The 21,251-nt window shown below is 64.8% G+C and carries 17 protein-coding genes; 7 read left to right on the forward strand and 10 right to left on the reverse strand.

Going from position 1 to position 21,251, the window contains the following annotated elements; all coding sequences use genetic code 11:
- The 6 genes from VM054_07985 to acpP all read right to left on the reverse strand — a co-directional run.
- On the reverse strand, positions 1 to 478 hold a 478-nt coding region (locus tag VM054_07985), incomplete at its 3' end, for a hypothetical protein (protein ID HUT98999.1).
- 15 nt (positions 479 to 493) lie between these two features.
- Positions 494 to 1,705, reverse strand: a complete 1,212-nt coding sequence (locus tag VM054_07990; protein HUT99000.1) for a tetratricopeptide repeat protein — start codon at positions 1,703 to 1,705, stop codon at positions 494 to 496.
- Positions 1,706 to 1,773: 68 nt separating this feature from the next.
- Positions 1,774 to 2,736 carry a methionyl-tRNA formyltransferase gene (fmt, locus tag VM054_07995; GenBank protein HUT99001.1) on the reverse strand — a complete coding sequence of 321 codons (963 nt, stop codon included), beginning with the start codon at positions 2,734 to 2,736 and terminating at the stop codon, positions 1,774 to 1,776.
- Positions 2,736 to 3,296: a peptide deformylase gene (def, locus tag VM054_08000; GenBank protein HUT99002.1), complete on the reverse strand. Its 561-nt coding sequence runs from the start codon at positions 3,294 to 3,296 to the stop codon at positions 2,736 to 2,738. The genes fmt and def overlap by 1 nt, the downstream gene beginning before the upstream one ends.
- 310 nt (positions 3,297 to 3,606) lie before the next feature.
- Positions 3,607 to 4,842, reverse strand: a complete 1,236-nt coding sequence (gene fabF, locus VM054_08005; GenBank protein ID HUT99003.1) for a beta-ketoacyl-ACP synthase II — start codon at positions 4,840 to 4,842, stop codon at positions 3,607 to 3,609.
- A gap of 90 nt (positions 4,843 to 4,932) precedes the next feature.
- Positions 4,933 to 5,178: an acyl carrier protein gene (acpP, locus tag VM054_08010; GenBank protein HUT99004.1), complete on the reverse strand. Its 246-nt coding sequence runs from the start codon at positions 5,176 to 5,178 to the stop codon at positions 4,933 to 4,935.
- 235 nt (positions 5,179 to 5,413) lie between these two features.
- Between acpP and VM054_08015 the strand changes: the two genes are divergently transcribed.
- Genes VM054_08015 through VM054_08030 form a run of 4 tightly spaced genes read left to right on the forward strand, consistent with a single transcriptional unit; the run spans position 5,414 to position 11,181 of the window.
- Entirely contained in the window at positions 5,414 to 5,992 is a 579-nt protein-coding gene (locus VM054_08015) for a TetR/AcrR family transcriptional regulator (protein ID HUT99005.1), read from the forward strand.
- 18 nt (positions 5,993 to 6,010) lie between these two features.
- Positions 6,011 to 9,022: an MMPL family transporter gene (locus VM054_08020; protein ID HUT99006.1), complete on the forward strand. Its 3,012-nt coding sequence runs from the start codon at positions 6,011 to 6,013 to the stop codon at positions 9,020 to 9,022.
- Positions 9,019 to 9,750 carry an outer membrane lipoprotein-sorting protein gene (locus tag VM054_08025; protein ID HUT99007.1) on the forward strand — a complete coding sequence of 244 codons (732 nt, stop codon included), beginning with the start codon at positions 9,019 to 9,021 and terminating at the stop codon, positions 9,748 to 9,750. The genes VM054_08020 and VM054_08025 overlap by 4 nt, the downstream gene beginning before the upstream one ends.
- Before the next feature lie 12 nt (positions 9,751 to 9,762).
- Positions 9,763 to 11,181, forward strand: a complete 1,419-nt coding sequence (locus tag VM054_08030) for a DUF1302 family protein (GenBank protein HUT99008.1) — start codon at positions 9,763 to 9,765, stop codon at positions 11,179 to 11,181.
- Between the two features lie 60 nt (positions 11,182 to 11,241).
- Here VM054_08030 and VM054_08035 read toward each other — a convergent pair whose 3' ends face one another.
- On the reverse strand, positions 11,242 to 11,871 hold the full coding sequence (locus VM054_08035) for a TonB family protein (protein HUT99009.1): 630 nt from the start codon (positions 11,869 to 11,871) through the stop codon (positions 11,242 to 11,244).
- A 154-nt stretch (positions 11,872 to 12,025) separates the two neighbouring features.
- Positions 12,026 to 12,670, reverse strand: coding sequence for a TonB family protein (locus tag VM054_08040; GenBank protein HUT99010.1), 645 nt, complete (start codon positions 12,668 to 12,670; stop codon positions 12,026 to 12,028).
- Positions 12,671 to 12,742: 72 nt separating this feature from the next.
- Between VM054_08040 and mtnA the strand changes: the two genes are divergently transcribed.
- Positions 12,743 to 13,783 carry an S-methyl-5-thioribose-1-phosphate isomerase gene (mtnA, locus tag VM054_08045; protein ID HUT99011.1) on the forward strand — a complete coding sequence of 347 codons (1,041 nt, stop codon included), beginning with the start codon at positions 12,743 to 12,745 and terminating at the stop codon, positions 13,781 to 13,783.
- A gap of 185 nt (positions 13,784 to 13,968) precedes the next feature.
- Here mtnA and VM054_08050 read toward each other — a convergent pair whose 3' ends face one another.
- Positions 13,969 to 15,015, reverse strand: a complete 1,047-nt coding sequence (locus VM054_08050) for a BMP family ABC transporter substrate-binding protein (protein HUT99012.1) — start codon at positions 15,013 to 15,015, stop codon at positions 13,969 to 13,971.
- Positions 15,005 to 16,330, reverse strand: a complete 1,326-nt coding sequence (locus VM054_08055) for a glycosyltransferase N-terminal domain-containing protein (GenBank protein HUT99013.1) — start codon at positions 16,328 to 16,330, stop codon at positions 15,005 to 15,007. Before VM054_08055 ends, VM054_08050 begins: the two co-directional genes overlap by 11 nt.
- 438 nt (positions 16,331 to 16,768) lie before the next feature.
- Here VM054_08055 and dnaA point away from each other — a divergent pair, with 438 nt between their 5' ends.
- Positions 16,769 to 18,070, forward strand: a complete 1,302-nt coding sequence (dnaA, locus tag VM054_08060) for a chromosomal replication initiator protein DnaA (GenBank protein ID HUT99014.1) — start codon at positions 16,769 to 16,771, stop codon at positions 18,068 to 18,070.
- 249 nt (positions 18,071 to 18,319) lie between these two features.
- Positions 18,320 to 21,073 (forward strand): S8 family serine peptidase, encoded by a 2,754-nt coding sequence (locus VM054_08065; GenBank protein ID HUT99015.1) that lies wholly within the window; start codon positions 18,320 to 18,322, stop codon positions 21,071 to 21,073.
- Positions 21,074 to 21,251 lie beyond the last annotated feature (178 nt).

The following is a 21,251-nucleotide window of genomic DNA, read 5'->3' on the forward strand; positions in this document are numbered from 1 at the left end:
TCTCGTCGAAATAGGTCGCGCAGACGGCCAGGGTCCTGGCGGCCAGGCCGGATCGGTCTCCCCCCTCCATGTCGAGCGCCTGCTTGTACACACGGACCGCGGAATAGACGGCGGGCTGGACGTACTCGGCCAGATTCTGCTCCGCGGCGAGGAGGAAGGCGTCCCCGGCCATTTCCAGCAGGCGCGAGGCCTTGGACTTCGCCGCCGGGCTCTCCTCCACCGGCTCGGCAAAGGCCAGCTCGGCCAGGCACTGACCGTAGCCGTAGCCCACCAGCGCCAGCTCCTCGGGGGGAATCCGCTCCCTGAGATTCGGAAACTCGTCTATGCGCTCGATGTAGGCGCCGTAGTAATCGGCGGCCCGCTCGTACTCCAGCCGGGCCATTTCCTTCTCCAGACCGGGGTGCTCGAGGGGGCCCGTCTGCGGCCCGCAGGCCGCGAGGAGGGGGAGGAGAAAGACCGGCCGGATCAATTTACGCAACGGTTCACCTCGGCGTCAGAACTCGCCGGAGAAAACGAAGGGGTACACCGCCACCACCCGCTTGCGTCCCCGGGGGAAGCGCCAGGCGGCGATCAAATCCAGCAGCCGGTCGGTGAAGTACGCCGGGGTGTTGCTGGAGAGGAGCGCCACGTCGGACACCGTGCCGTCGGGCTCGATGGTTATCTGAACCTCGACGCGGTGGTTCGGGTCCCTGACCGGCACGTGGACGCTGTAGACGTAGGCGATGACCCCGATGTAGCTGTCGAGGAAACGGGTAATGCGGTTGCGGGAGTAGATGTAGGAGCGGTCGGTGGCGGAGGCGGCCGTTTCTGCAATCAGAAGCTCCAGTTCCGCCTCGCGGTCCACCTCGGGCAGGTACGACGCCCCGCCGTATTCGTAGCGTTCCGCCAGTTCCTGGTGGTGGAGCCCCAGGCGTCCGAGGGAGCGGACCACGTAATACGCCACCTCCTCGTCACCGGGGCTCTCCGTGAGGAGTTCCTCCCCGCGCTCGACCACCTGGAGATAGAGATCCATCGCCTTGTCAAAGACGGCCCCGGGGTCGTCGGAGATGGGAGCCGCGAGCTCGTTGATCTCCGCCATGGCGTAAAGGAGCCTCTCGTTCGTCCGCACGTCGGGCGCGTGGGCGTACAGATTTTCGTAAACGCCGAGGGCCCCGGCGTAGTCGCCGTACTCACGGTAGATGCCGCCGAGGATGAACAGGGCGTCCTTGTAGTTCAGGGCGTCGAGAATCCGCTGGAGGTAGTCGAGCATGTCCCCCGGCGGATTGAAGTACAACAGGCGGACCAGGGACTCCAGCGCCAGCTTGCGCCAGAGCCTCCCCTCGTCCCCCTCGGGGAGTTCCGACGAGAAGAGGATCAGGCGGTTGTACTCGTACACCGCCTCCTCGGGTCGGCCGAGGTAGTCCAGGCACAGCGCCCTGCCGTAGAGGGCGTTGGGGTAGAAGGGGTGGTCCCGGTCCACCTCGCGGAAGCGGGCCAGGGCAAGGGTGTAATCGCCCGCGGCGAAGGCGTCGAAACCGGCCTGAAGCCGCTCCTCGGGCGAGTCCGCCCCGGTCGGCGCGCGGTACAGGTCGGGGGCCACCCGGCTCTGGGGGGCGGAGATGATGATGGGGTCGGCGACAAACTCGTAAACCTCGACCTCCTGCGCCGAGAGCGGCCGGGATGTCGCGGCGAGGACCAGGAGAAAGATGGATACGGCGAATCGCATCGTTCGGCGGTACGCTCGGGCGGTTATTTTAGAAAAGTATAAACGAGATGGCCGGTAGGGGCAAGGGGCTACGCGCGCGGTGCGGGGACGACCGGGGTGAGGCGGAAGGGGGGTTTGAGGCGCCGGCCGTTGGCGAAATTTTTGGCCGAAAGCCGCGTGGAACCGCCGGTCTGGACCTCGAGAATCTCCAGCACCGACCCGCCGCCGCAGGCCGCGAGCCAGCCGTCTTCGGTGCAACGGAAGACCGCGCCGGGCGGTTCGGAGGTTTGCTCTGGAACCGGACGGCAGCGGTGGACCTTGAGGGTCTCTTCTCCCAAAAGACAGAAGACGCCGGGCCGGGGCGATAATCCCCGCCAGCGATCGTAGAGCTCCCGCGCCGGCCGGGTGAAGTCCAGGCCGCCGTGCTCACGCTTCAGGAGCGGAGCGAAGGTGACGCGGGACTCGTCCTGGGGTGTGCGGGTATCGTTCCCGGAATAAACCAGCTCAACCGCCTCGGCGAGGAGAGGTACTCCCAGGTCCGTCAGGCGCTCCTGGAGCTCCGGGGCCGTCTCGTCGGACCCGACGGCGAGCTCCCGCTGGAGGACGACGTCCCCGGCGTCCATCTTTTTCACCATGCGCTGGACGGTGACGCCGGTTTTATCCACGCCGTCCACCAGGGCCCAGTTCACCGGGGCCGCGCCGCGGTACGCGGGGAGGAGGCTGAAGTGGAGGTTGAGAGCCGCCAGCCGCGGCACCGCCAGCAGCTTCTCGGGGAGGAAGTTGCCGTAGGCCACCACGGTGAAGAGGTCGGGTGCGAGGGCGGTGAGATGTTCAAGCAGTTCTCCGTCCTTGGCACTCTCCGGCTGGAGAACCGTCAGGCCCAGCTTTTCTGCCGACTCGTGGACCGGGGTGTGCCGTATTCTCTGTCCCCGCCCCACGGGGCGGTCCGGCTGGGTGACCACGGCGGCTACATCGAAGCCCCCGGTGACGAGGGCCTCGAGGGCGCGGGCCGCGACTTGCGGCGTGCCGAAAAATACCAGCCTGGGTCCCATCACTCCCCCAGGTCGTCGGGAACGATTCTGCGCCAGCCGCGCTGAGTCTGGGCGGCCAGGGCCTTGAGCTTGCGGTTCAGGAGCATCCGCTGGGCCTTGGACAGGCGGTCCACGAAGAGGATGCCGTTCAGGTGGTCCACCTCGTGCTGAATCGCGCGGGCGGCCAGCCCTTCGAGCGTCAGATCCAGCTCTCCGCCGTCGAGGTCCCGCGCACGGACGCGGACTTTCTCGTACCGGGCCACGCGGCCGTAGATTTCGGGCAGGCTCAGGCAGCCCTCTTTATCGGAGAACAGCCCCCCCAGCGGCTCGTACTCGGGGTTTACCATGGGGACCGGCGCCGCGTTTTCGTCCGGGGTGATTCCCGGGATGAGGCGGGGGTGGAGCACGATGAGACGGACGTTGCGGCCCACCTGGGGCGCGGCCAGCCCGAGCCCCCGTGCGGCGATCATGGTCTCCCCCATGTCCCGGGCCAGCTCGACCAGGGACGCGGCATCGTCCACCGGCCCGTTGTCCCGGCGGAGCGCATCGTCGTCGTAGCAGAAGATGGGCAGAACGGCCACGGTTATCACTCCCCTCACCGCGGAGGTTAGCAGCAGAAATCCGACTCGTCAACTCGATTATGGGATTTCATCCTCATCCCGGACCGAAGAGGTGTTGTCGCGGCGGTGACCAGGCGATTTTTCCACTTTTCAGGGAACGACCCGTTCTAATCTTTGACGAGGGATTGAGGTTTACCCGTTGCGGCTTTGAACGTAGGTCGGCACACATCCGCCGTGCGTCAACCTGATTAAAGCCATCCTCCGCCAACCGGTGTCGGCCCCTCGCAGAAAAAGCGACCCTTCGGGGCCGCTCGTTAAAACCGCGGGAGGATTACAGCCGCTTGAAGCAGATGACCGCGTTGTGGCCGCCGAAGCCGAAGCTGTTGGACAGGGCGGCCCTTACCTCCAGCTTGCGGCTGCCCTCGGGAACGAAGTCCAGGTCGCACTCCGGGTCGGGGTGGGTGAGATTGGCCGTGCGATGAACGATCCCCTCCTCGATGCTCTTCACCGTGGCCGCCGCCTCCATACCGCCGGCAGCCCCCAGACCATGGCCGGTCATGGACTTGGTGGAGCTTATCGCCAGGCGGCGGGCGTGGTCCCCGAAGACGGACTTTATGGCCATAGTCTCGAATTTATCGTTCAGCTCGGTGGAGGTGCCGTGGGCGTTGATGTAGTCAATGTCACCGGGGGTCAGGCCTGCGTCCTTCAAGGCCATGGCCATCGCCCGGGCCGCCCCATCGCCACCGGGCGCCGGGGCGGTGAGGTGGTAGCCGTCGCCGGTCAGGCCGTAGCCCGCCAGTTCGCAGTAGATTTTCGCGCCTCGCGCCCTGGCGTGCTCCATCTCCTCCAGGAGCAGAATCCCGCACCCCTCACCCATGATGAACCCGTCGCGCAGGGCGTCGAAGGGCCGGCTGGACTCCTCGGGGGGGCAGTCCCTGGTCGTAAGGGCCCTGGCGGCGCAGAATCCGCCGAAGCCCAGGTTACCGATGGCCGCCTCTGCCCCGCCGGCGATGGCGATATCCGCCCGTCCGGCGCGGATGTGGTCCAGGGCCTCCCCGATGGCGTGCGTCGCCGAGGCGCAGGCCGACGTGGTGCAGTAGTTGGGCCCCTTGAGCTCCAGGCTGATCGAAACCTGCCCCGCGGCCATGTCCGCGATGACCTGGGGGATGAAGAAGGGACTTATCCCCTTCAGGCCGCGCTCCGCGAACTTGATCGCCGTCTCATTGAGGTAGTTGATGTCGCCTATGCCCACGCCGATGATGACGGCGAAACGGTTCCGGTCCACGTCGGTCAGCGTGAGGTGACCGTCGGCCAGGGCCTCCAGGGAGGCGGTGAGAGAGAACTGGACGAAGCGGCCCATCCGTTTGGCGGCTTTGGCCTCGATGGTCGCCAGGGGGTCGTACCCTTTGACCTCGGCCGCCACCTTGCACGGGTACTGCTCCGGATTCACGGCGGTGACGGTCGCCACGCCGGACTTCCCCGCCAGGAGCGCGTCCCAGGTTTCCTTGACGTTCAGACCGACCGGGGTCACGGCGCCCAGGCCGGTGACGACGACTCGTCGGGTCATCTGACACACCTCGGAGTTTGATAAAGGCGTCCCTGCGAGACGCCGTTATACACGGTCATCGCCCGGATTGGGTGACAACCTCGACGATTCCTATTCCTTGACGTGATCCTGGAGGTACTTGATGGCGTCGCCCACGGTGCGGATGCTGGCGGCGTCCTCGTCCGGGATCTCCATGTCGAACTCCTCCTCGAGCTTCATGACGAGTTCGACGGTGTCCAGGGAATCGGCGCCCAGGTCGTCCACGAAGGCGGCGTCAGGCGTCACCTGATCGGCGTCCACACTGAGCTCGTTGACCACGATCTCCTTAACCTTGGCCTCGATCTCTTCGTAGGTCATTTAAGCCTCCCACGGGTCTCGTTGACGTTGCGAGGGGGTACTTTAGCAGCAAAACCCCGGCCGTGTCAAGGGAGTCCGCGGTCCCGACCTCGGCACCCACCACCCCTTTTCCGGCAGCGTCGAAAAAAGGTTGAAAACCGTCCCGATCCCATCTATACTATCTGACGAACCGACCAGAAATGCACATATAGTCGGTTGTCCGGTTTCGCTACCGACCTGACCAAAAGGGGGGGGTATGTCCGAGAACACTAAGAGGGCAATCCTCGACGGAGCCAAGCAGCTCTTCATCCGTTTCGGCAAACGGAAGACCTCGGTGGACGAGATAGCGCATACCGCTCAAGTCGGTAAGGGTACGGTCTACTTCCACTTCAAGAGCAAAGAGGAAATCTGGGACACCATCGTCGGCGAGGAGGTGGACAAGGCCATCGAACGCATCACCGAGGCCCTGGACAAGATCGAGTCGGCCCGGGAGAAGCTGCGCACCTACATACAGATACGCTACCAGGTCTTCGGCGAGGAGTTGGATATTTTAAACATCCAGCAGGGCGTCCTGGACGAGCTCTTTCCAGAGATAACCGAAATTCTCGGGAAGCTGAAGACCAAGGAGATGGAGTTCCTCGGCCAAATCCTCACCTACGGCATCGAGCGCGGGGAGTTCAGGGAGGTGGACGTCGAGCTGCTCTCGATGATTCTGGTCGCGGTTCTCGAATCCACGGGCGAGTACTGGATCAAGCAGGTGCGCCTCGTCGGGGCCGAGGGCGCGATGAACAACCTCCTGAACGTCTTCTTCCACGGACTCTTGAAGATAGACTGACACCGCCGAAGGGGAATCTTGGAAAAAATCGCCGTTTTCGTCGTCCGCCACCGCTGGCCGGTCCTCATCGCCGTCCTCGCCGTGACCGGCTTTTTCTTCTGGGGCATGGGCGAGCTGAAGGTCAAGACCGACTTCATGGCCTCCATAGATCCCGAAGAGCCGGTGGTGAAGCTCTACGACTATATGGGAGAAACCTTCGGCGGCAACGACGTCGCCCTAGTGGCCCTGGAGGCGGACGACGTCTTCCGTCGCGACGTTCTCGGGGCGATGCGGGGCTTCTCCCGGAAGGCCGAGACCCTGGCGGGCGTAGACTCCGTCCTGTGCCTGACCGAGATGATGGACATAAAAAAGACCGAGGGCGGCATCGAGGTCGGCGACCTGTTCGACCCCGGCGAGCCGCCGGATCAGAAGGAGATAGACGCCCTGCGCGGCTACATCCTGGACAAGGAGATGTACACAGGCATCTTCGTCTCGCCATCGGGTCATATGGCGGTCATCCTGGTCCGCCTCAGCGGGACCGGGGACGTGGACCGGGTCGCGCTGGGCCAGGAGCTGCGCCGCATGGCCGAGGATGGGTTCGCCGATACGGGCGTGAAGCTCTACTACGCCGGTCTGCCCTTCCAAATCTACTACATGGACGAGATCGTCCTCGATGACATGGGCCTTCTGACCCCCGTGGTCTTCGGCCTGGTGGCACTCGTACTGGGACTCTTCTACCGCCGTCTGGCGGGCGTGTTCCTTCCGCTGGCCGGCGTGGGGTTCGCCGTGGTCTGGAGCCTGGGCCTCATGGGATTCACGGGAACCCCCATCTCGCTCTTGACCGGCGTCCTCCCGGTGGTGCTGGTGGCGGTGGGCTCGGCCTATGCCATCCACGTGGTGAGCCGCTACGTGGACGAGAGGCGCCAGTGCGACGACCGGCGCGAGGCGACCCGGCGCGCCCTCTTCCACGTCGGTCTGCCAGTGCTCTTCGCCGGGCTGACCACGGTGGTCGGCTTCGGCTCCCTGGCGAGCGCCAATATCCAGATTATCCGGGAGATGGGCCTCTTCGCCGCCTTCGGCGTTTTCGGCGCCACCGTCATCTCCCTGACCCTGGTCCCGGCGGTCCTGGCCATAATCGGCGGCTCGGTGAAGCGGGATTTCGTGAACCGCATGGTCGAGCCGGGGAGGATATCCCACGCAACGGCCCGCTTCATCGAAAAACACCCCAGGCTGATCAGCTTAGGCGTCCTGGCCCTCTTCGCCGCGGGCGTCGTCGCCCTTCCCTACGTGCGGCGCGAGGTGAACCTGGTCGAGTTCTTCCCGGAGGACTCCACCATGCGCGCCAGCGAGCGCGTGATAGAGAAGCACTTCGGCGGCAGCGTCCCGATGCAGGTGTACGTGCAGGGGGACATCCGCCACCCCAGCGTTTTAAAACGCATGGAGCGCATCGAGAAGCTGATGCGCTCCCAGGTGGGTCACGGAGCCCAGAGCATCGGGGCGCTCCTGCGCGAGCTCTGCTTCAACCTGTACGACGAGCGCCGCATCCCGCCGACCCGCGACGGGGTCAACGAGCTCTTCTACCTCATCGAGGGCAACGACCTGTTGAAGAACCTGGTCGCCCGGGGCGACTACTACCCGCCGGAGGTTACGCGTCGTCTCGCCGCCTTCTACCCGACGCCGGCACCCGACGATGCACAGACCGACGATGGGGAAAATCTGGAGACCGAGGCGGTCATCGTCACCAACGTCTCCAGCTCCCGGACCCAGGAGATGATAGCCCACACCCAGGTGCTGTCGGCGTTCCTGGCGTCCGACGTACCGCGGCTGGAATCGCCGGTGACCGTGGCCGACCTGGGGCGGACGGCCTTCGACGTGCTGCGGGACTACCAGCTCGGTTGGATAGCCTGGGGACTCTCCCGCGACGCGCTGTACCGGGGGTTGGATCTGAGCCGGGAGGAGGCCCTGCTCGCGCTACGGGAGGCGGGGCTCGGCGAGCCGGTCTCGATGGACGCCGAAACCATCGCGGGCACCCTGACCCCCTGGTTGGAGAACTACGTGAAAAATTCCGGCGACGTGCTCCTGGACGACGGGCCCGCGTTGGAGCGCCTGGGAAAAACGGTCGCCGGCGTCTGGCGGCCCGGCGGGGACCTGTACCCCGACCCGGCGGAAATCTCCGCCGCCATCGAGGGTGCCCTGCCCGAAAGCTACCTGGCAGAATACCCCGACGACCCGGACTGGCTCGCCGACATCATCGCCAAGCGGACGACCCACAACATCCAGAACGGCGTGGTGGACCGCTGGACGCAAAAAGTGCTGGGGAGGCTGCCCGAGCCGTTCTCCGCCGACGCGGAGTTCGTCTCCGACCTGCGCGGAGCCCTCTTCGAGCTCACCGACCGCACGGCCTACGTGCCGTCGGACATGGCCTGGCGCCTGACCGGGGAGCCCCCGAAGGAAATCGTCCCCCTGCTCGTCACGCAGAGCGGCTTCCCCCGCATCTTCGGCGTCATGGAACAAAAGCTGGTGGATAACCAGAAGGTCTCCATGGCCATCGCCTACGTGCTGGTCTTCTTCCTCCTCCTGGCCGTGATGCGCAACATCGTCGGCGGCCTGCTGGCCTCGATTCCCATCCTGCTGACGATTTTGATAAATTTCGCCATCATGGCCCTGTGGGGCATCCCGCTGGACTTCGTCACCATGATGATAGCCAGCCTGGTCATCGGCATCGGGGTGGACTACACCATCCACTTCACGGAAAGTTTCCGCCGTGAGCTCGGGCGGTCGGAAAGCCCCGTCGCGGCGCTGGAGCGGGTCCTGGCCACCACCGGTCGCGCGGTCATCATCAACGCCACGAGCGTCGCCGCGGGCTTCCTGGTGCTCCTCGCCAGCGAAATAATCCCCCTGCGCCAGTTCGGCGTACTGGTGGCGGTGACCATGATCGCCAGCTCCCTGGCGGCGCTGGTCATCCTCCCGGCCATTTACTTCACCTTCCGGCCGAAATTCATCTTCAACAAGGGGCTTAAGCCCCTCGTCCCGGAGAAGGAGAAAGAATGAAATCCTTAGCGGCAATCACCCTGACCCTGTTCATCTTCACGTGCGCGCCCGCCCCGGCCGTTACCGCCCAGGGGATTCTGGACAAAATAGCCGACACCCTGACCGGCGCCCAAGACATGACCGCGGTTTATAAAATAACCGTCACCGATGCCGACGGCTCCAGTCAGACCTCGACGATTAAAATCTGGACCCTGGGCGAAGAGAAACGGATGATCAAGTACACCTCCCCGTCCTCGGTGAAGGGCATCGGCTTTCTGGTGCTGGGCGAGGACGAGATGTACTTCTACTCCCCCAGCCGGGCCGACGTCCGCCGCATCGCCGGCCACGCCCGCAACGAAGGCTTTCACAACACCGACTTCAGCTACGCGGACATGGCGAGCTACGACTACTCCGCGGACTACACGGCGGAGCTGGTGGAGACCACCGACGCGCAGTACAAGCTCAAGCTCGTCCCGAAATCCGGCGCGGACACGGGCTACTCGAGCCTCTACATGTGGGTCAACCGGGATACCTGGGTCTTCGACCGCATAGACTTCTACGACTCCTCGGGGCTCGTGAAACGCATGACCACGGGGTCGGTATCGGTGAGGGACGGCTACACGACCCTGGGCGCCCTTTTGATGGTCAACCAGGGGAACGGCCACAAGACCCGGATAACCATCTCCAGCGTGGAGTACGACACCGGCCTCGAGTCGTCCTTCTTCAGCCAGCGCGAACTCAAGAAATAAACGGGGGTATCCATGAAACGTTTACCCATCGTGTTTTTACCGGCGCTCCTGGCGGCCGCCTCGACGGCACAGGAGGGCGAAGTCGAGTACCCCGACGAAACCGACTCGGGCGCGGTGGTCGAGGACTCCGGCCTCGTCCCCGAGATAGAGCTGGGCGCCGTCATCACCGCGGACCTGCGCCACCTGACCGAGCCGCCTCACACCTTCACCTACAACGAAAACGACGTAAGCCTCTCCGTCGCGACCAAGTGGGAGAAGGCCGAGGCCGCCGGCAGCCTGCGCCTGCGCGGGCTGGGGTTTTCCACCGCCTCCTCCTCGGCCGACCTGGAGTACATCGGCTACGTGGACCCGTGGAGCCTGGAGCTCGAGAGCGCCTACCTCAACCTCTACGGCCTCCCCCTGGACCCGGTGGACATCTCCATCGGCAAACAGGAAATCGGCTGGGGGGTCGGCGACAAGCTGCGCACCTACGACGAGGTCAACCCCGGCGACTACGAGGACCCGCTGGATTTCGGCGAGCACCTGGGAGTGAACATGGTGCGCCTGACCGGCTGGTTCTCGGGCACCTGGTTCCTGGAGGGCGTCTTCATCCCCGGCTTCACCCCGGCCCGGCTCCCCGCCGAGCGGTGGCAGGAGGTCCCGGAAATGGACCTCGGCGATTACATGGGCTTTCCGCTGTGGCTGTCGGAGCTATCCACACCCATCGAGCAGCCGGAATCCTCCCTGGCCGAATCGGCCCAGTACGGCGCCCGGGTCAGGGGCAGCCTGGGGCCGGTGGACCTCGAGCTGGCCTACCTCTACACCCGGGAGCACCTCCCCGTGGCCACCGGCATGACCGTTGATGTGACCGTGGACCCCGACGCACCGCCCTTCAACATTCCGGTGAACGTCACCGCCCGGGGCACCTTCCCGCGGCGGCACATCGTCGGCGCCTCCTTCGCCGCCGACGTTTTCGATCTGGGCCTGTGGGGCGAGGTGGCGGCCTACGTCTACCCCGAGGACATCCTCCAGACCCAGACCAGCCCCCTGGGCACCACCGAAACGGTCCTCTATCCGCAGGGCGCCTTCTTCAAGTGGATGGGAGGGATTGATTACAGCTTCGACGGCTGGTACACGCAGCTCCAGTACGTCCACGGGCTGTACGACGAGCGCGGCGCCGCCGAAATGGGCGACTACTTCGTCCTCGCACTGGAGAAGGGCCTCTTCTACGACGTGTTGAAAATCCGCCTGGCCGCGGGGGTGGAGGTGCCCGACTTCGAAACCTTCGACGAGAATTGGGGCTTCATCCTGCTGCCCGAGCTGACGTACTCACCGCTAACCGGTCTCGACGTGATCCTTGGCGGATACTGGCTCGAAGGAAAAGGCGACTCCAAGTTTGCCGGGATGGAGACCAACGACGAGGTGTACCTGAAGGTCCGTGTGGATCTGTAGCTCGATATTCGATAAAAAAGCGGGCCCCGCGGCCCGCTCCGTTTTTCGGAACCGTTCGGCTCACCAGAAATACGCCGGCTGGCGGTAGGCGACGGTCCGTTCCAGCACCCAGCCCACCGGATCGCCGTTGACGGTGGCCGGACGCCACAGCGTTTTGGCGAAAAATGCCAGGGCGTCCAGGTCGGCCTCGCGGCGGCCCGAGCTCTCGATAATCCACACCTTCCCCGGCCGCCCGTCGGGGGCGACGTAAACGCCCACCCTGACTTCTCCTTCCCAGCGGCGGTCGTTCAATTTCAGGGGCGGGGCGTCGGGGACGAAGATACCGGTCGGCTCGACCACACGGGCGGTCGAGGGCGTACCGGAGGAGGGATCGAGGTCGGTCTCTTCGATCGGCTCGCCCAGGCCGACCGGTTCGGTCGAGAGCGGCCGGGATCGGTTTTCCGGTGAAGCCGCGGCCGCCTCCGTCTCAACCGAACCAGATACGACCGGGGTCGCCGGGCTCAAGGCCTCGGGCATTCCCGGCGGCTCGACGACCGCCTCGGAGGATTCGAGGCTCACCGCGATGGGCAGCTCGCGGCAGTTCCTGGCCGGCGGCTCCACGGAGCCAGGCCCGGCCACCAGCCCCCGCAGGAGAAGCAGGTGCGCCAGGACGGACAGGAGTATCCCGCTCCGCAAGACACCCGATTTCACGCGGTTGACCTCTCCCAACTGCGGCCGGTGGCGAATGCTGAAGCATCCCGCCGGTCTTGGATAAAGCGCAGGCGACGTCCGGTCTGATTTTACACTAAAAAATCAGCCTTGGTCGGCTGCCGTTAAACCGGACCGCGCCGTCACAACGACCCGGTCAGAACCCGGCCCTCTGGTAGGCCTGATCGTAGGGCACCTTGACGAATAGCCGGCAGACTGTGGGCCGTCCGTCCACGGTGGCCGGCCGCCACTGGGTGTCGCGGTAGCAGACGAGGGCGTCCCGGTCGGCGTCCTCTCGACCCGAGGACTCCTCCACCCACAGGTCCACCATCCGCCCCTGGGCGTCTATCAGGAGACCCAACGTGACCGTACCCTCCCACCGGGAGCTGGCGAGGGACTCCGGCATGACCGGGTCGTGTCGCCCGCCGACGAGAACAGGTTGGACTATGACGGCCGGGATGTTGTAATCGTAGCGGAAATCGAAAGTCTCCACGGCCGGCTGGGATTGAGCGCTCTCGGCCTCCGGCTGCTCCTCCTCCTCGACGGTCTCGATGTCCCGGTCGTTGACCACGATGGGCTCGGTGATCCCGTCTATCAGTTGGCGGATGGTCGCCAGGCGCTGCGGCTCGGTATCCCGCTCGGTGAGGATTGACAGAACGGTGACGGGCCCGCCGCTGCGGTTCGGCGGCTCCCCCTGCGCCACCCCGACCCTGATCACCCACATCATTATCAGCAGGTTGACCAGAAGGGACAGGAGCAGGAAGCGGCTAATTCCGCGCCAACCTTTATCGTCTTGTTCCATCATGTCACGGGTCTTGACAGGACGCCCCCGAGATGGGATGGTTGATCCGTCAACCCTACCGGAGGTCGCACCGTGCCGGTGAAGACCATCGCCTGGGAAAAAGACTCACTCGTCATCCTCGACCAGACCCTGCTGCCGACCGAGGAGCGCTACGTCGTCCTGGAGACCGTCGAGGATGTCCATCGGGCCATCGAGCGGCTCGAGGTCCGGGGCGCCCCGGCCATCGGGGTGGCGGCTGCGCTGGGGCTCTACATCGCCGTCCGGTACGGCGCATACCCCACATACGATAGCCTCAAAAACGCGCTTCGTCAAGCGGGGGATTACCTGGCGTCGAGCCGCCCCACGGCGGTCAACCTCACCTGGGCCCTTGAGCGGATGACGGCCGTGGCCGAGGGGATGCCCGGCGCGGAGCCCGAGGCGGTCAAGCGGGCTCTCCTCGACGAGGCGCTGGAAATCATGACTCGGGACCGGGAAAGCTGCCGCGCCATCGGGCGCCACGGTCAGGCTCTCCTCGCGGACGGTTCCGCCGTTCTCACCCACTGCAACGCCGGGGGGCTGGCCACCGTGGACTACGGCACCGCCCTGGGCGTGATTTACGCCGCGGTGGAGGCGGGGAAAAAAATACGCGTGTACGCCGACGAGACGCGGCCCCTGTTGCAGGGATCGCGGCTGACCGCCTGGGAGCTCCAAAAATCCGGCGTGCCGGTCACGCTCATCTGCGACGACATGGCGGCCGCGGTGATGGGCCGTGGTCTGGTGGACTGCGTGATTACCGGGGCGGACCGCATCGCCGCCAACGGCGACACGGCGAATAAAATCGGCACCTACGGCCTGGCCGTTCTGGCCCGGGAGCACGGCCTGCCCTTCTACGTCGCCGCCCCGCTGTCCAGCTTCGATTTCGGCCTGCCCTCGGGGGACGGGATTCCCATCGAGGAGCGCGATCCCGACGAGGTCCGCCGGTTCCGCGGCGTGCAGACAGCGCCGCCGGGGGTGGCCGTCTTCAACCCCGCTTTCGACGTGACCCCGCACCGCTACATCACCGCCCTCGTCACCGAACGCGGGGTCATCCGGCCGCCTTTCGGAGACAAGCTGAAAGAGCTGTCCGGCCGCTGACGGCCCTGTTCGACGAAAACAGGCGGGGTTTATCCCGCCCTGACACTTGAGATTTCTAGGTAGCCCGGAACCTACCGTCCCCCAAGAATTAATCCCGTCTCTCGCACCCGCGCCCCGATCGAGCCTATCACGTCCGTGCCCCGGAACCTGCCAGCCCCAACCCCGTCCTCGACCGCGTAAAATCTTCAGAGCACCGACTCCGCCGCCGGCTCCTCCGCCAGAAGCTCCGCTTCCCGGGCGTCCATCTCGGCGAAGACCCGCCGGACCATCTCCTCGGCCCCTTCTGGCATTAGCGCCTCATTGTACCGGTCCACGTAGTACCCCAGGCCGTTGTTGCCCAGCGGCACATCAATCAGGCCGCCCGTGAAGCCCTCGTGGATGGTCTTCTCCATGACGTCGTACACCGCGTCGTTGATGTTGCGCAGCATGCTGGTCAGGATGTGCCCCTTCTCGATCCAGTTCTGGTTGAGGTCGCTTCCGATGGCCAGCCGGTTGTAGTTCTTGGCCATCAGAAAGACCGCCTCGGCGCTCTTGCCGCAGAAGGCGAAGATGATGTCCACGTTGCGGCCGTACTGTTTGCGTGCCAGGAACTCGGCGCGCTGCGGGTTGTTGAGGGCATCGGGTCCGGAGCCGATGAAATCCGCGATGACCTCGATCTCGGGGATCTCCCGCCCCTCGTCGCGCAGGAGCCCGGCGGCTATCATCGCCCCCTCCTGGTAGCCGGCCAGCACCCGCCGGCTGGAGCGGTCCTCGAAGGCCCCGATGAAGCCTATCCGGCCGGTCCGGGTGGTCATCGCCGCGATGACGCCCATGGAGACCGCGGCCCGACGGCTCTCCAGGGAGAGGGCGACGACGTTGTCCATCTCGACCTCCCCGTCCACCAGGATGAAGTGCTGGTCCGGGTGGGCGAGGGCCACCGGCTCGAGGTCGGAGGGGTCGCAGGCCACCACGATGCAGTCCAGACCGTCCGCGGCCAGCTCCTCCAGGAAGCTCTGGAGCTCCTGTTGGTCGCGGGGCTCCCGTTCGGTGAGGCTGACCCTGTAGTCGCGCACCGAGCGGGACACGGCCAGCTTTATCGCCTCGTTGAAGGATTTGTCGTTGCTGCCACCCAGGCCGTAGATGACGCCCAGCTTGAACTTACCCTCCACGGTGGAGGAGTCCTCGCAGGCGATCGCGAAGATAAGGGCGCAGAGAAAGCCGACGAGCGCCAGGAGCTTGAACCTATCCGTCATTCCCGCGGCCTCCCCGGTGAGGAGCTGACAAACCGCACAGGCGCTCCAGTCGGTCCGCGATGCGGGCGGAGGCGCCGGCCCGCTCCTCGCAGTACTTTCGCGCGGCGGCGCCCTTTGATCTGGCTTCCGACGGGTCTTTTAACAACCGTCGCAGCGTTTTTTCGAGCTGGTCGAAATCCTCGACCCGCTCGGCGATGCCCATCCCGGCGAGCTCCACCGCCTCCGCCGAATTGCCGATTCGAGGTCCGAAGACCAGTGCCGCTCCGAAGGCCGCCGGTTCCAGGACGTTGTGCAGACCGCGGTCCCAAAAACCGCCGCCGACGTAAGCCACCCGGGCCGGGGAGTAAAGCTCGAAGAGGCAACCCACGGTGTCCACGAGGACCAGTCTGCCCGCGACGGCTCCTCCCCGCTCAACGATGGCCGTCAGCCTTTCGGGGGTCACACCCCGGGCGGTCAAGGATGATTCTATCCCCCCCAGGTGCCCCCCGTCAACGTGATGGGGGGCCAGGACTACCACCAGATCTTCCCGCTCGGCCAGGAGTTTCGCGAGGATGGGCAGGAGTCCCTCCTCGTCGGGGGGGTGGGTGCTGCCGCAGACGAGGACAGTTCCGGCGTGCGCAAAGCGGATGGGCGGCCCGCCGGCCGAATCGCGGCGCGACAGGACGGCGTCGAACTTGGAATCGCCGGTAACCTCCACCCCCGTGGGCGAAACGGCCCGGAGGAAGCGGGCACTCGGGGCGTCGGCGGCGCCGATGAAGCTGCAGGCGCGTAAGACCGCCCTATAAAAACCGCGCAGGAGCGGGTGGGCCATCCCGGAACGCCGGTGGACGGCGGCCGAGATCAGGGCCACGGGGACACCGGCCTCCCGAGCCGTCCAGGCCAGCTCCGGCCAAAGATCGAACTTGACGACACAGAGCAGATGGGGCTTAATAAGGTCGAGGAGTCGCCGAGCCGCCGCCGGTGAATCCAGCGGCAGGAGGAAGACGTGATCGGCCAGACCCCCGTGGCGGCCGTGTCGCAGACCGGTCTCGGAAAAGAAGCTCAAATAGACGATCAACCGGTCGCCGTGGCGCCGACGCAGCTCGGCGAGGATGGGTCGAGCCTGTTCGAACTCCCCCAGCGAAGCGCAGTGGAACCACAGTCGCGGCTTGCCCCGCCCGAGACGTCCGACGGCCTCCGTCAGCCCGGCGCGCCACCCCCGACGGGCGGCGAAACCTGAACGAACGTCGGCGTTCGCGAAGACGGCGAAGGAAGCGGCGAGGCGGACGACCGGAACGAAAACGAGGTCGTAGAGGAGGCGCCAGAATTCCAGCATGGGCGGATTATACGACGCCTCGCGGGGTGAGTAAAGGCGGCGCCGCGTCTGGGTCCCGAAAAGACCAGAGACCCGTCCGAGGGGTCGTCGTTTGGTGACGAAATTCACGATAAATTTTTTCCTCGTTGTTATCCAAGCCCTTACACCCACGCCGGGGTAAAAAACCCCACGCACCCCCTTGAGCCGTTTTTTTGGGTGTGCTAACATAAATCGCTGTTACATCTGGTGTTAACAACTTGTGGATAACTAGCGCCTCTTAGTTGACAACTCCCCCCGCTTCCGCACCCGGCCCGTATAAAGCCACGAGTTACCCAAAAATACAGCCCGCGTTTTTTGTGGACAAACGGGCGCGACGCGGCAGGCGTATATAAAATCCCCTCTCAATCAACCTGTTTCCAAATAGGCGTCAACCGGCAAACGACGAACGGACAAAGGATCATGGACCGGCTTAAGGACCTCTGGGCCCAGGTCAGCGGAAACCTGAAACCCCGAATAGACCCGTACCATTACAAATCCTACATCTCCCTCATCAAGCCCCGGTCCTTAACTGAGGACCTCGTCACCCTTGAGGTGCCCAACCAGCGCTACGTAGACTGGCTGGGCTCAACCTACCTCGAGCAGATATCGGGGGAGTTCGCAAACGTCAGCGGCCGCGACCTCGAGGTTGTTCTGGTGGCCCGGAACAACGGAGGGGGAAAGACGCCGATCTCGCCCCGTAACCCGTACAACCCCAAGTACACCTTCGAGAGCTTCGTGGTCGGGCGAGGCAACTCCACCGCCTACGCCGCCGCCCAGGCCGTCGTCGAGCGGCCCGGCCAGATTTACAATCCCCTTTTTATCTACGCCGGCGTGGGGCTGGGCAAAACCCACCTCCTCCACGCCATCGGCCACGAATCCTTCCAGACACGCAGGGAGCTGCGCACCGCCTACGTCACCAGCGAGGAGTTCACCAACGAGTTCATCGAGGCCATCCGCTACGACCGCTCTTCGGACCTGCGGGCCAAGTACCGCAACCTGGACATCCTGCTCATAGACGACCTCCAGTTCCTGGCCGGGAAAGAGGCGACGCTGGAGGAGCTCTTCCACACATTCAACACCCTCTACAACAACTCGAAGCAGATCGTCTTCACCTCGGACCGCCCTCCGGCGGAGATCAGGCTCGACGAGCGGCTGGTCACCCGCTTCGAATGGGGTCTGGTGATAGACATCCAGCCGCCGGACATCGAAACCCGCATCGCCATCATTCAGGCCAAGGCCGAAAACGAGGGCATCCGCCTCCCCGACGAGGTGGTTGACCTCATCGCCCAGCGGGTGCGTAGCAACATCCGCACCATCGAGGGGGCGATTCTTCGCCTTTCGGCCTTCAGCGCCATCAGCGAGCAACCGATTTCCGCCAAGATGGCCCGCGATGTTCTGTCCAACATCCTCGGTCGCGAAGCCCCCCGGGTCTCCATAGGGACGATTCAGCGGGTGGTCTGCGACCACTTCGAGGTCGCGCTGGGTGAGCTTTTATCCAAAACGCGCAACGCCTCCGTCGTATTCCCGCGCCAGTTGGCCATGTACCTTGCGCGAAACCTGACCAATGCGAAGCTCCACGAAATCGGGCTCCAGTTCGGCGGGCGCGACCACTCCACCGTCATCCACAGCTACAATAAAATCCGCGACGTGGTGGAAAACGATCCCGACACGGCCGCCCTGGTGAGCAAGCTGGAACGCATCGCCAGCGCCGGCGGCGAATAGGCCCTACGCGGCTGGTTTGACAATAAAAGGGGGTCACGCCCCCCTTTTTGCACACTTCTTGCGAAGTAAAAACTACGGCGTCCCGACGCCTCAGGGCGTTATATATTGGCAAAAGTCTAACTATCAGCCCTTTCGCGCTCGAAGATAAATTTGACAATTTGGTTTTTTTCCGCTAGGTTAGCTTGTGATGATTGTTAGTTTACAAAGGCAAACCTTAACGAAAACATAACCCACACCAATGGGGGTCTTATGCGGAAGATATTGATATTGTTGGTGTTAGCCTTAGCCTTCAGCTCCCTCGCCGTAGAGCCCGAGGCCAAGCTCACCGATTACCTCCAGGGCTACATGGCCACGAGTGCCGACAACGAGCTGCTTCCCTGCTACATCACCCTGCGGACCCAGCTCGACCGGGCGACGACGGCCCAGCTCCGGCTCGGCCGCACGAAGGACGAGGCCCGGGCGGCCGTTACGAGCTGGCTCAAGAACGCGGCCGCAGCCGAGCAGGAGGGCCTGCTGCGGTGGCTGTCCGCCAACCAGACCAACGATTCGGTGGGCGCCTACCACCCCTTCTGGATCTCCAACTTCGTCTTCGCCGAGCTGACCCCGGACGCGATCCGTGAAGTCGCCCAACGGCCCGAGGTGGCCCGCATCACCCGCGGCGCCGACGGCGAGGGCCAGTGGATCGGGCTCGGATTTAAGGCCGGGGAAAGCGCCGAACCGCTCACCGTTTACGACAACGGCCGCGAAATCGCCTGGGGCGTGGAACAGGTAAACGCTCCCGACGTCTGGGACCTGGGTTACACCGGCAACGGCGCCGCCGTGGTAATCGGTGACACGGGTCAGCGCTATACGCACGTGGACCTCTACAGCCACTACGACTCCTCGATCAGCTACGATTACGCGGACTACGACTCCGACCCCTACTTCCAATCCGGTGAGGAACACGGCACGCACTGCGCGGGCAGCGTCGGCTCCGACGGCACCGCCGGCACCCAGGCCGGCGTGGCTCCGGAGTTCACATACGGCGCCCACCGCCTGTACATGTACGGCAACCACACCGGAGAACTGTCCGTGTGGGCCTCCTGGGAAGGCGCCGTGGACTTCGGCGCGGACGTCGTTTCCAACTCTCTGGGCTGGCTGGACAGCTGGAATCCGGACAAGCCCACCTGGCGCACCAACGCCCAGAACACCATCGCCGCCGGCACAACCCTGGTCATCGCCGCCGGTAACGAGGGACCCAACCCCAATACGCTCCGCACACCGGGCAACGTGCCAGAAATCATCAGCGTCGGCGCCACCGACTCCAGCGACACAATCGCCAGCTTCTCCAGCCGTGGACCCACCGACGAGTGGGGTGCCGACGACTGCATCAAGCCCGACGTGTCCGCCCCCGGCGTCAACATCAAGAGCTGCTACGTCTCCTCGGACACGGCGTATCAGGGCGGGTGGAACGGCACATCAATGGCGACCCCCCACGTCGCCGGCGCCTGCGCCCTCCTCCTGGACGCCGATCCCTCGCTGACCCCCGAGAAGCTGAAGCAGATTCTGGAGGACACCGCCCTCGACCTCGGCGATCCCGGCAAAGACAACGACTACGGCTCGGGCCGTCTGGATGTCCTGGCCGCGGTTGAGTCCCTGGGCAGTCCGCCCCCCGATGAGCCCGATTTCGAACTCGACGGCGTAACAATCACCTCGGACTCCGACTCCGACGGCCTGATCGAGCCCGGTGAGGCCGTGGAAGTCGAGGTCACCATCGGCAACATCGGAGAGGGACCCGGATCGAGCACCACGGGCACCCTCACCTGCTCCAGCCCCGACATCACGATCACCGACGGCGACGGTGACTTCGGCACCATCCCCGTCGGCGGCACCGCTTCGTCCACCTTCGGCTTTAACGTCGGCTCCTGGGCCGAGGCCCCCGAGTCCTACGAGTTCACCCTGACGGTGCAATCCCAGGGCTTCGACTCCCAGGACCTCTTCTTCACCCTCTTCACGCCGGCCGACATGATAGACGACGACGTGGAAAGCGGGGAGTGGTACTGGACACACTCCGGCGACAACGATCAGTGGCACATCGAGGAATACCGCTCGCATTCACCCACCCATTCGTGGAAGTGCGGGGGACCCGGCGGTGACGACTACACCAACAACCTGAACGCCTCCCTCTACTCGCCCCCGGTGTACGTTGACCCGAGCTCCGCGGAGCTGCGCTACTGGACCTGGTACGATCTGCAGTCCACCCACGACATCGGCTACGTCGAAATCTACAACAGCTCCGACTGGACCCTTCTCGCCGAACACGACGGCACACAGAACTCATGGATGGATTGTGCGCTCAATCTGACCGCCTACGCCGACAGTGTGGTGCAATTCCGCTTCCGGTTCGTCTCCGACGCCGACACCACCTTCGAAGGCTGGTACGTGGACGACATCCAGGTGAACGTGCCCGAAGAGAGCGCCTCCTGGGTCTCCATCGGGACCAAACTCACCTCGGACGGCGTCATGCTTACATGGACCGCGGACTACGGCTTCGCCGGCTTCAACGTCTACCGCGCCGCGGAGGGCGACGACCTCTCCAGGCTCCGCCTCAACGCCGAATCCCTCCGGGGCGGCACCCTCGGGGCCTGGCTCGACCGGCCCGAAGAGGGCGACTACGACTACTACATCGAGGGCTTAAAACCCGACGGAACGACCGTCTCCTACGGTCCCGCCGAGGTGTCCTACCGTCCCTCCGCCGACCTGGCCTTGGCGCTCGACAGGCCCTTCCCGAATCCGACCTCCGGCAGGGTCAACTTCGCATTCACCCTGCCCGAGGCGCAGGACGTGACCCTGGCAGTCTTCGATCTGGCCGGGCGCCGCGTCTCGACCGTCCAGACCGGCGAGCTGGCCGCGGGCCGGCACACCTTGGCCTGGGAAGCAGACGGAGCCAGCGCGGGCGTGTACATCATCCGCCTGGAAGCCCGGGAGGGCGTGCTCACGCAACGGTTCATCGTCGCCCGGTAACGCGCACCCCAAAACCGAAACGAAAGGTGGCCCACGAGGCCACCTTTATATCGGGAGTGTCCCGAGGAGATTGTGACGAGCCTGGAAAATCGAAAGGTGGCCCCTGCGGCCACCTTTTTTACGCCATCGCGGGGAAATCACCCGCCGACCTGGAGCTGGACGAGTCACGCAATCAACT

The sequence above is a fragment of the bacterium genome (assembly GCA_035528375.1).
GTDB lineage: Bacteria > RBG-13-66-14 > RBG-13-66-14 > RBG-13-66-14 > RBG-13-66-14 > RBG-13-66-14.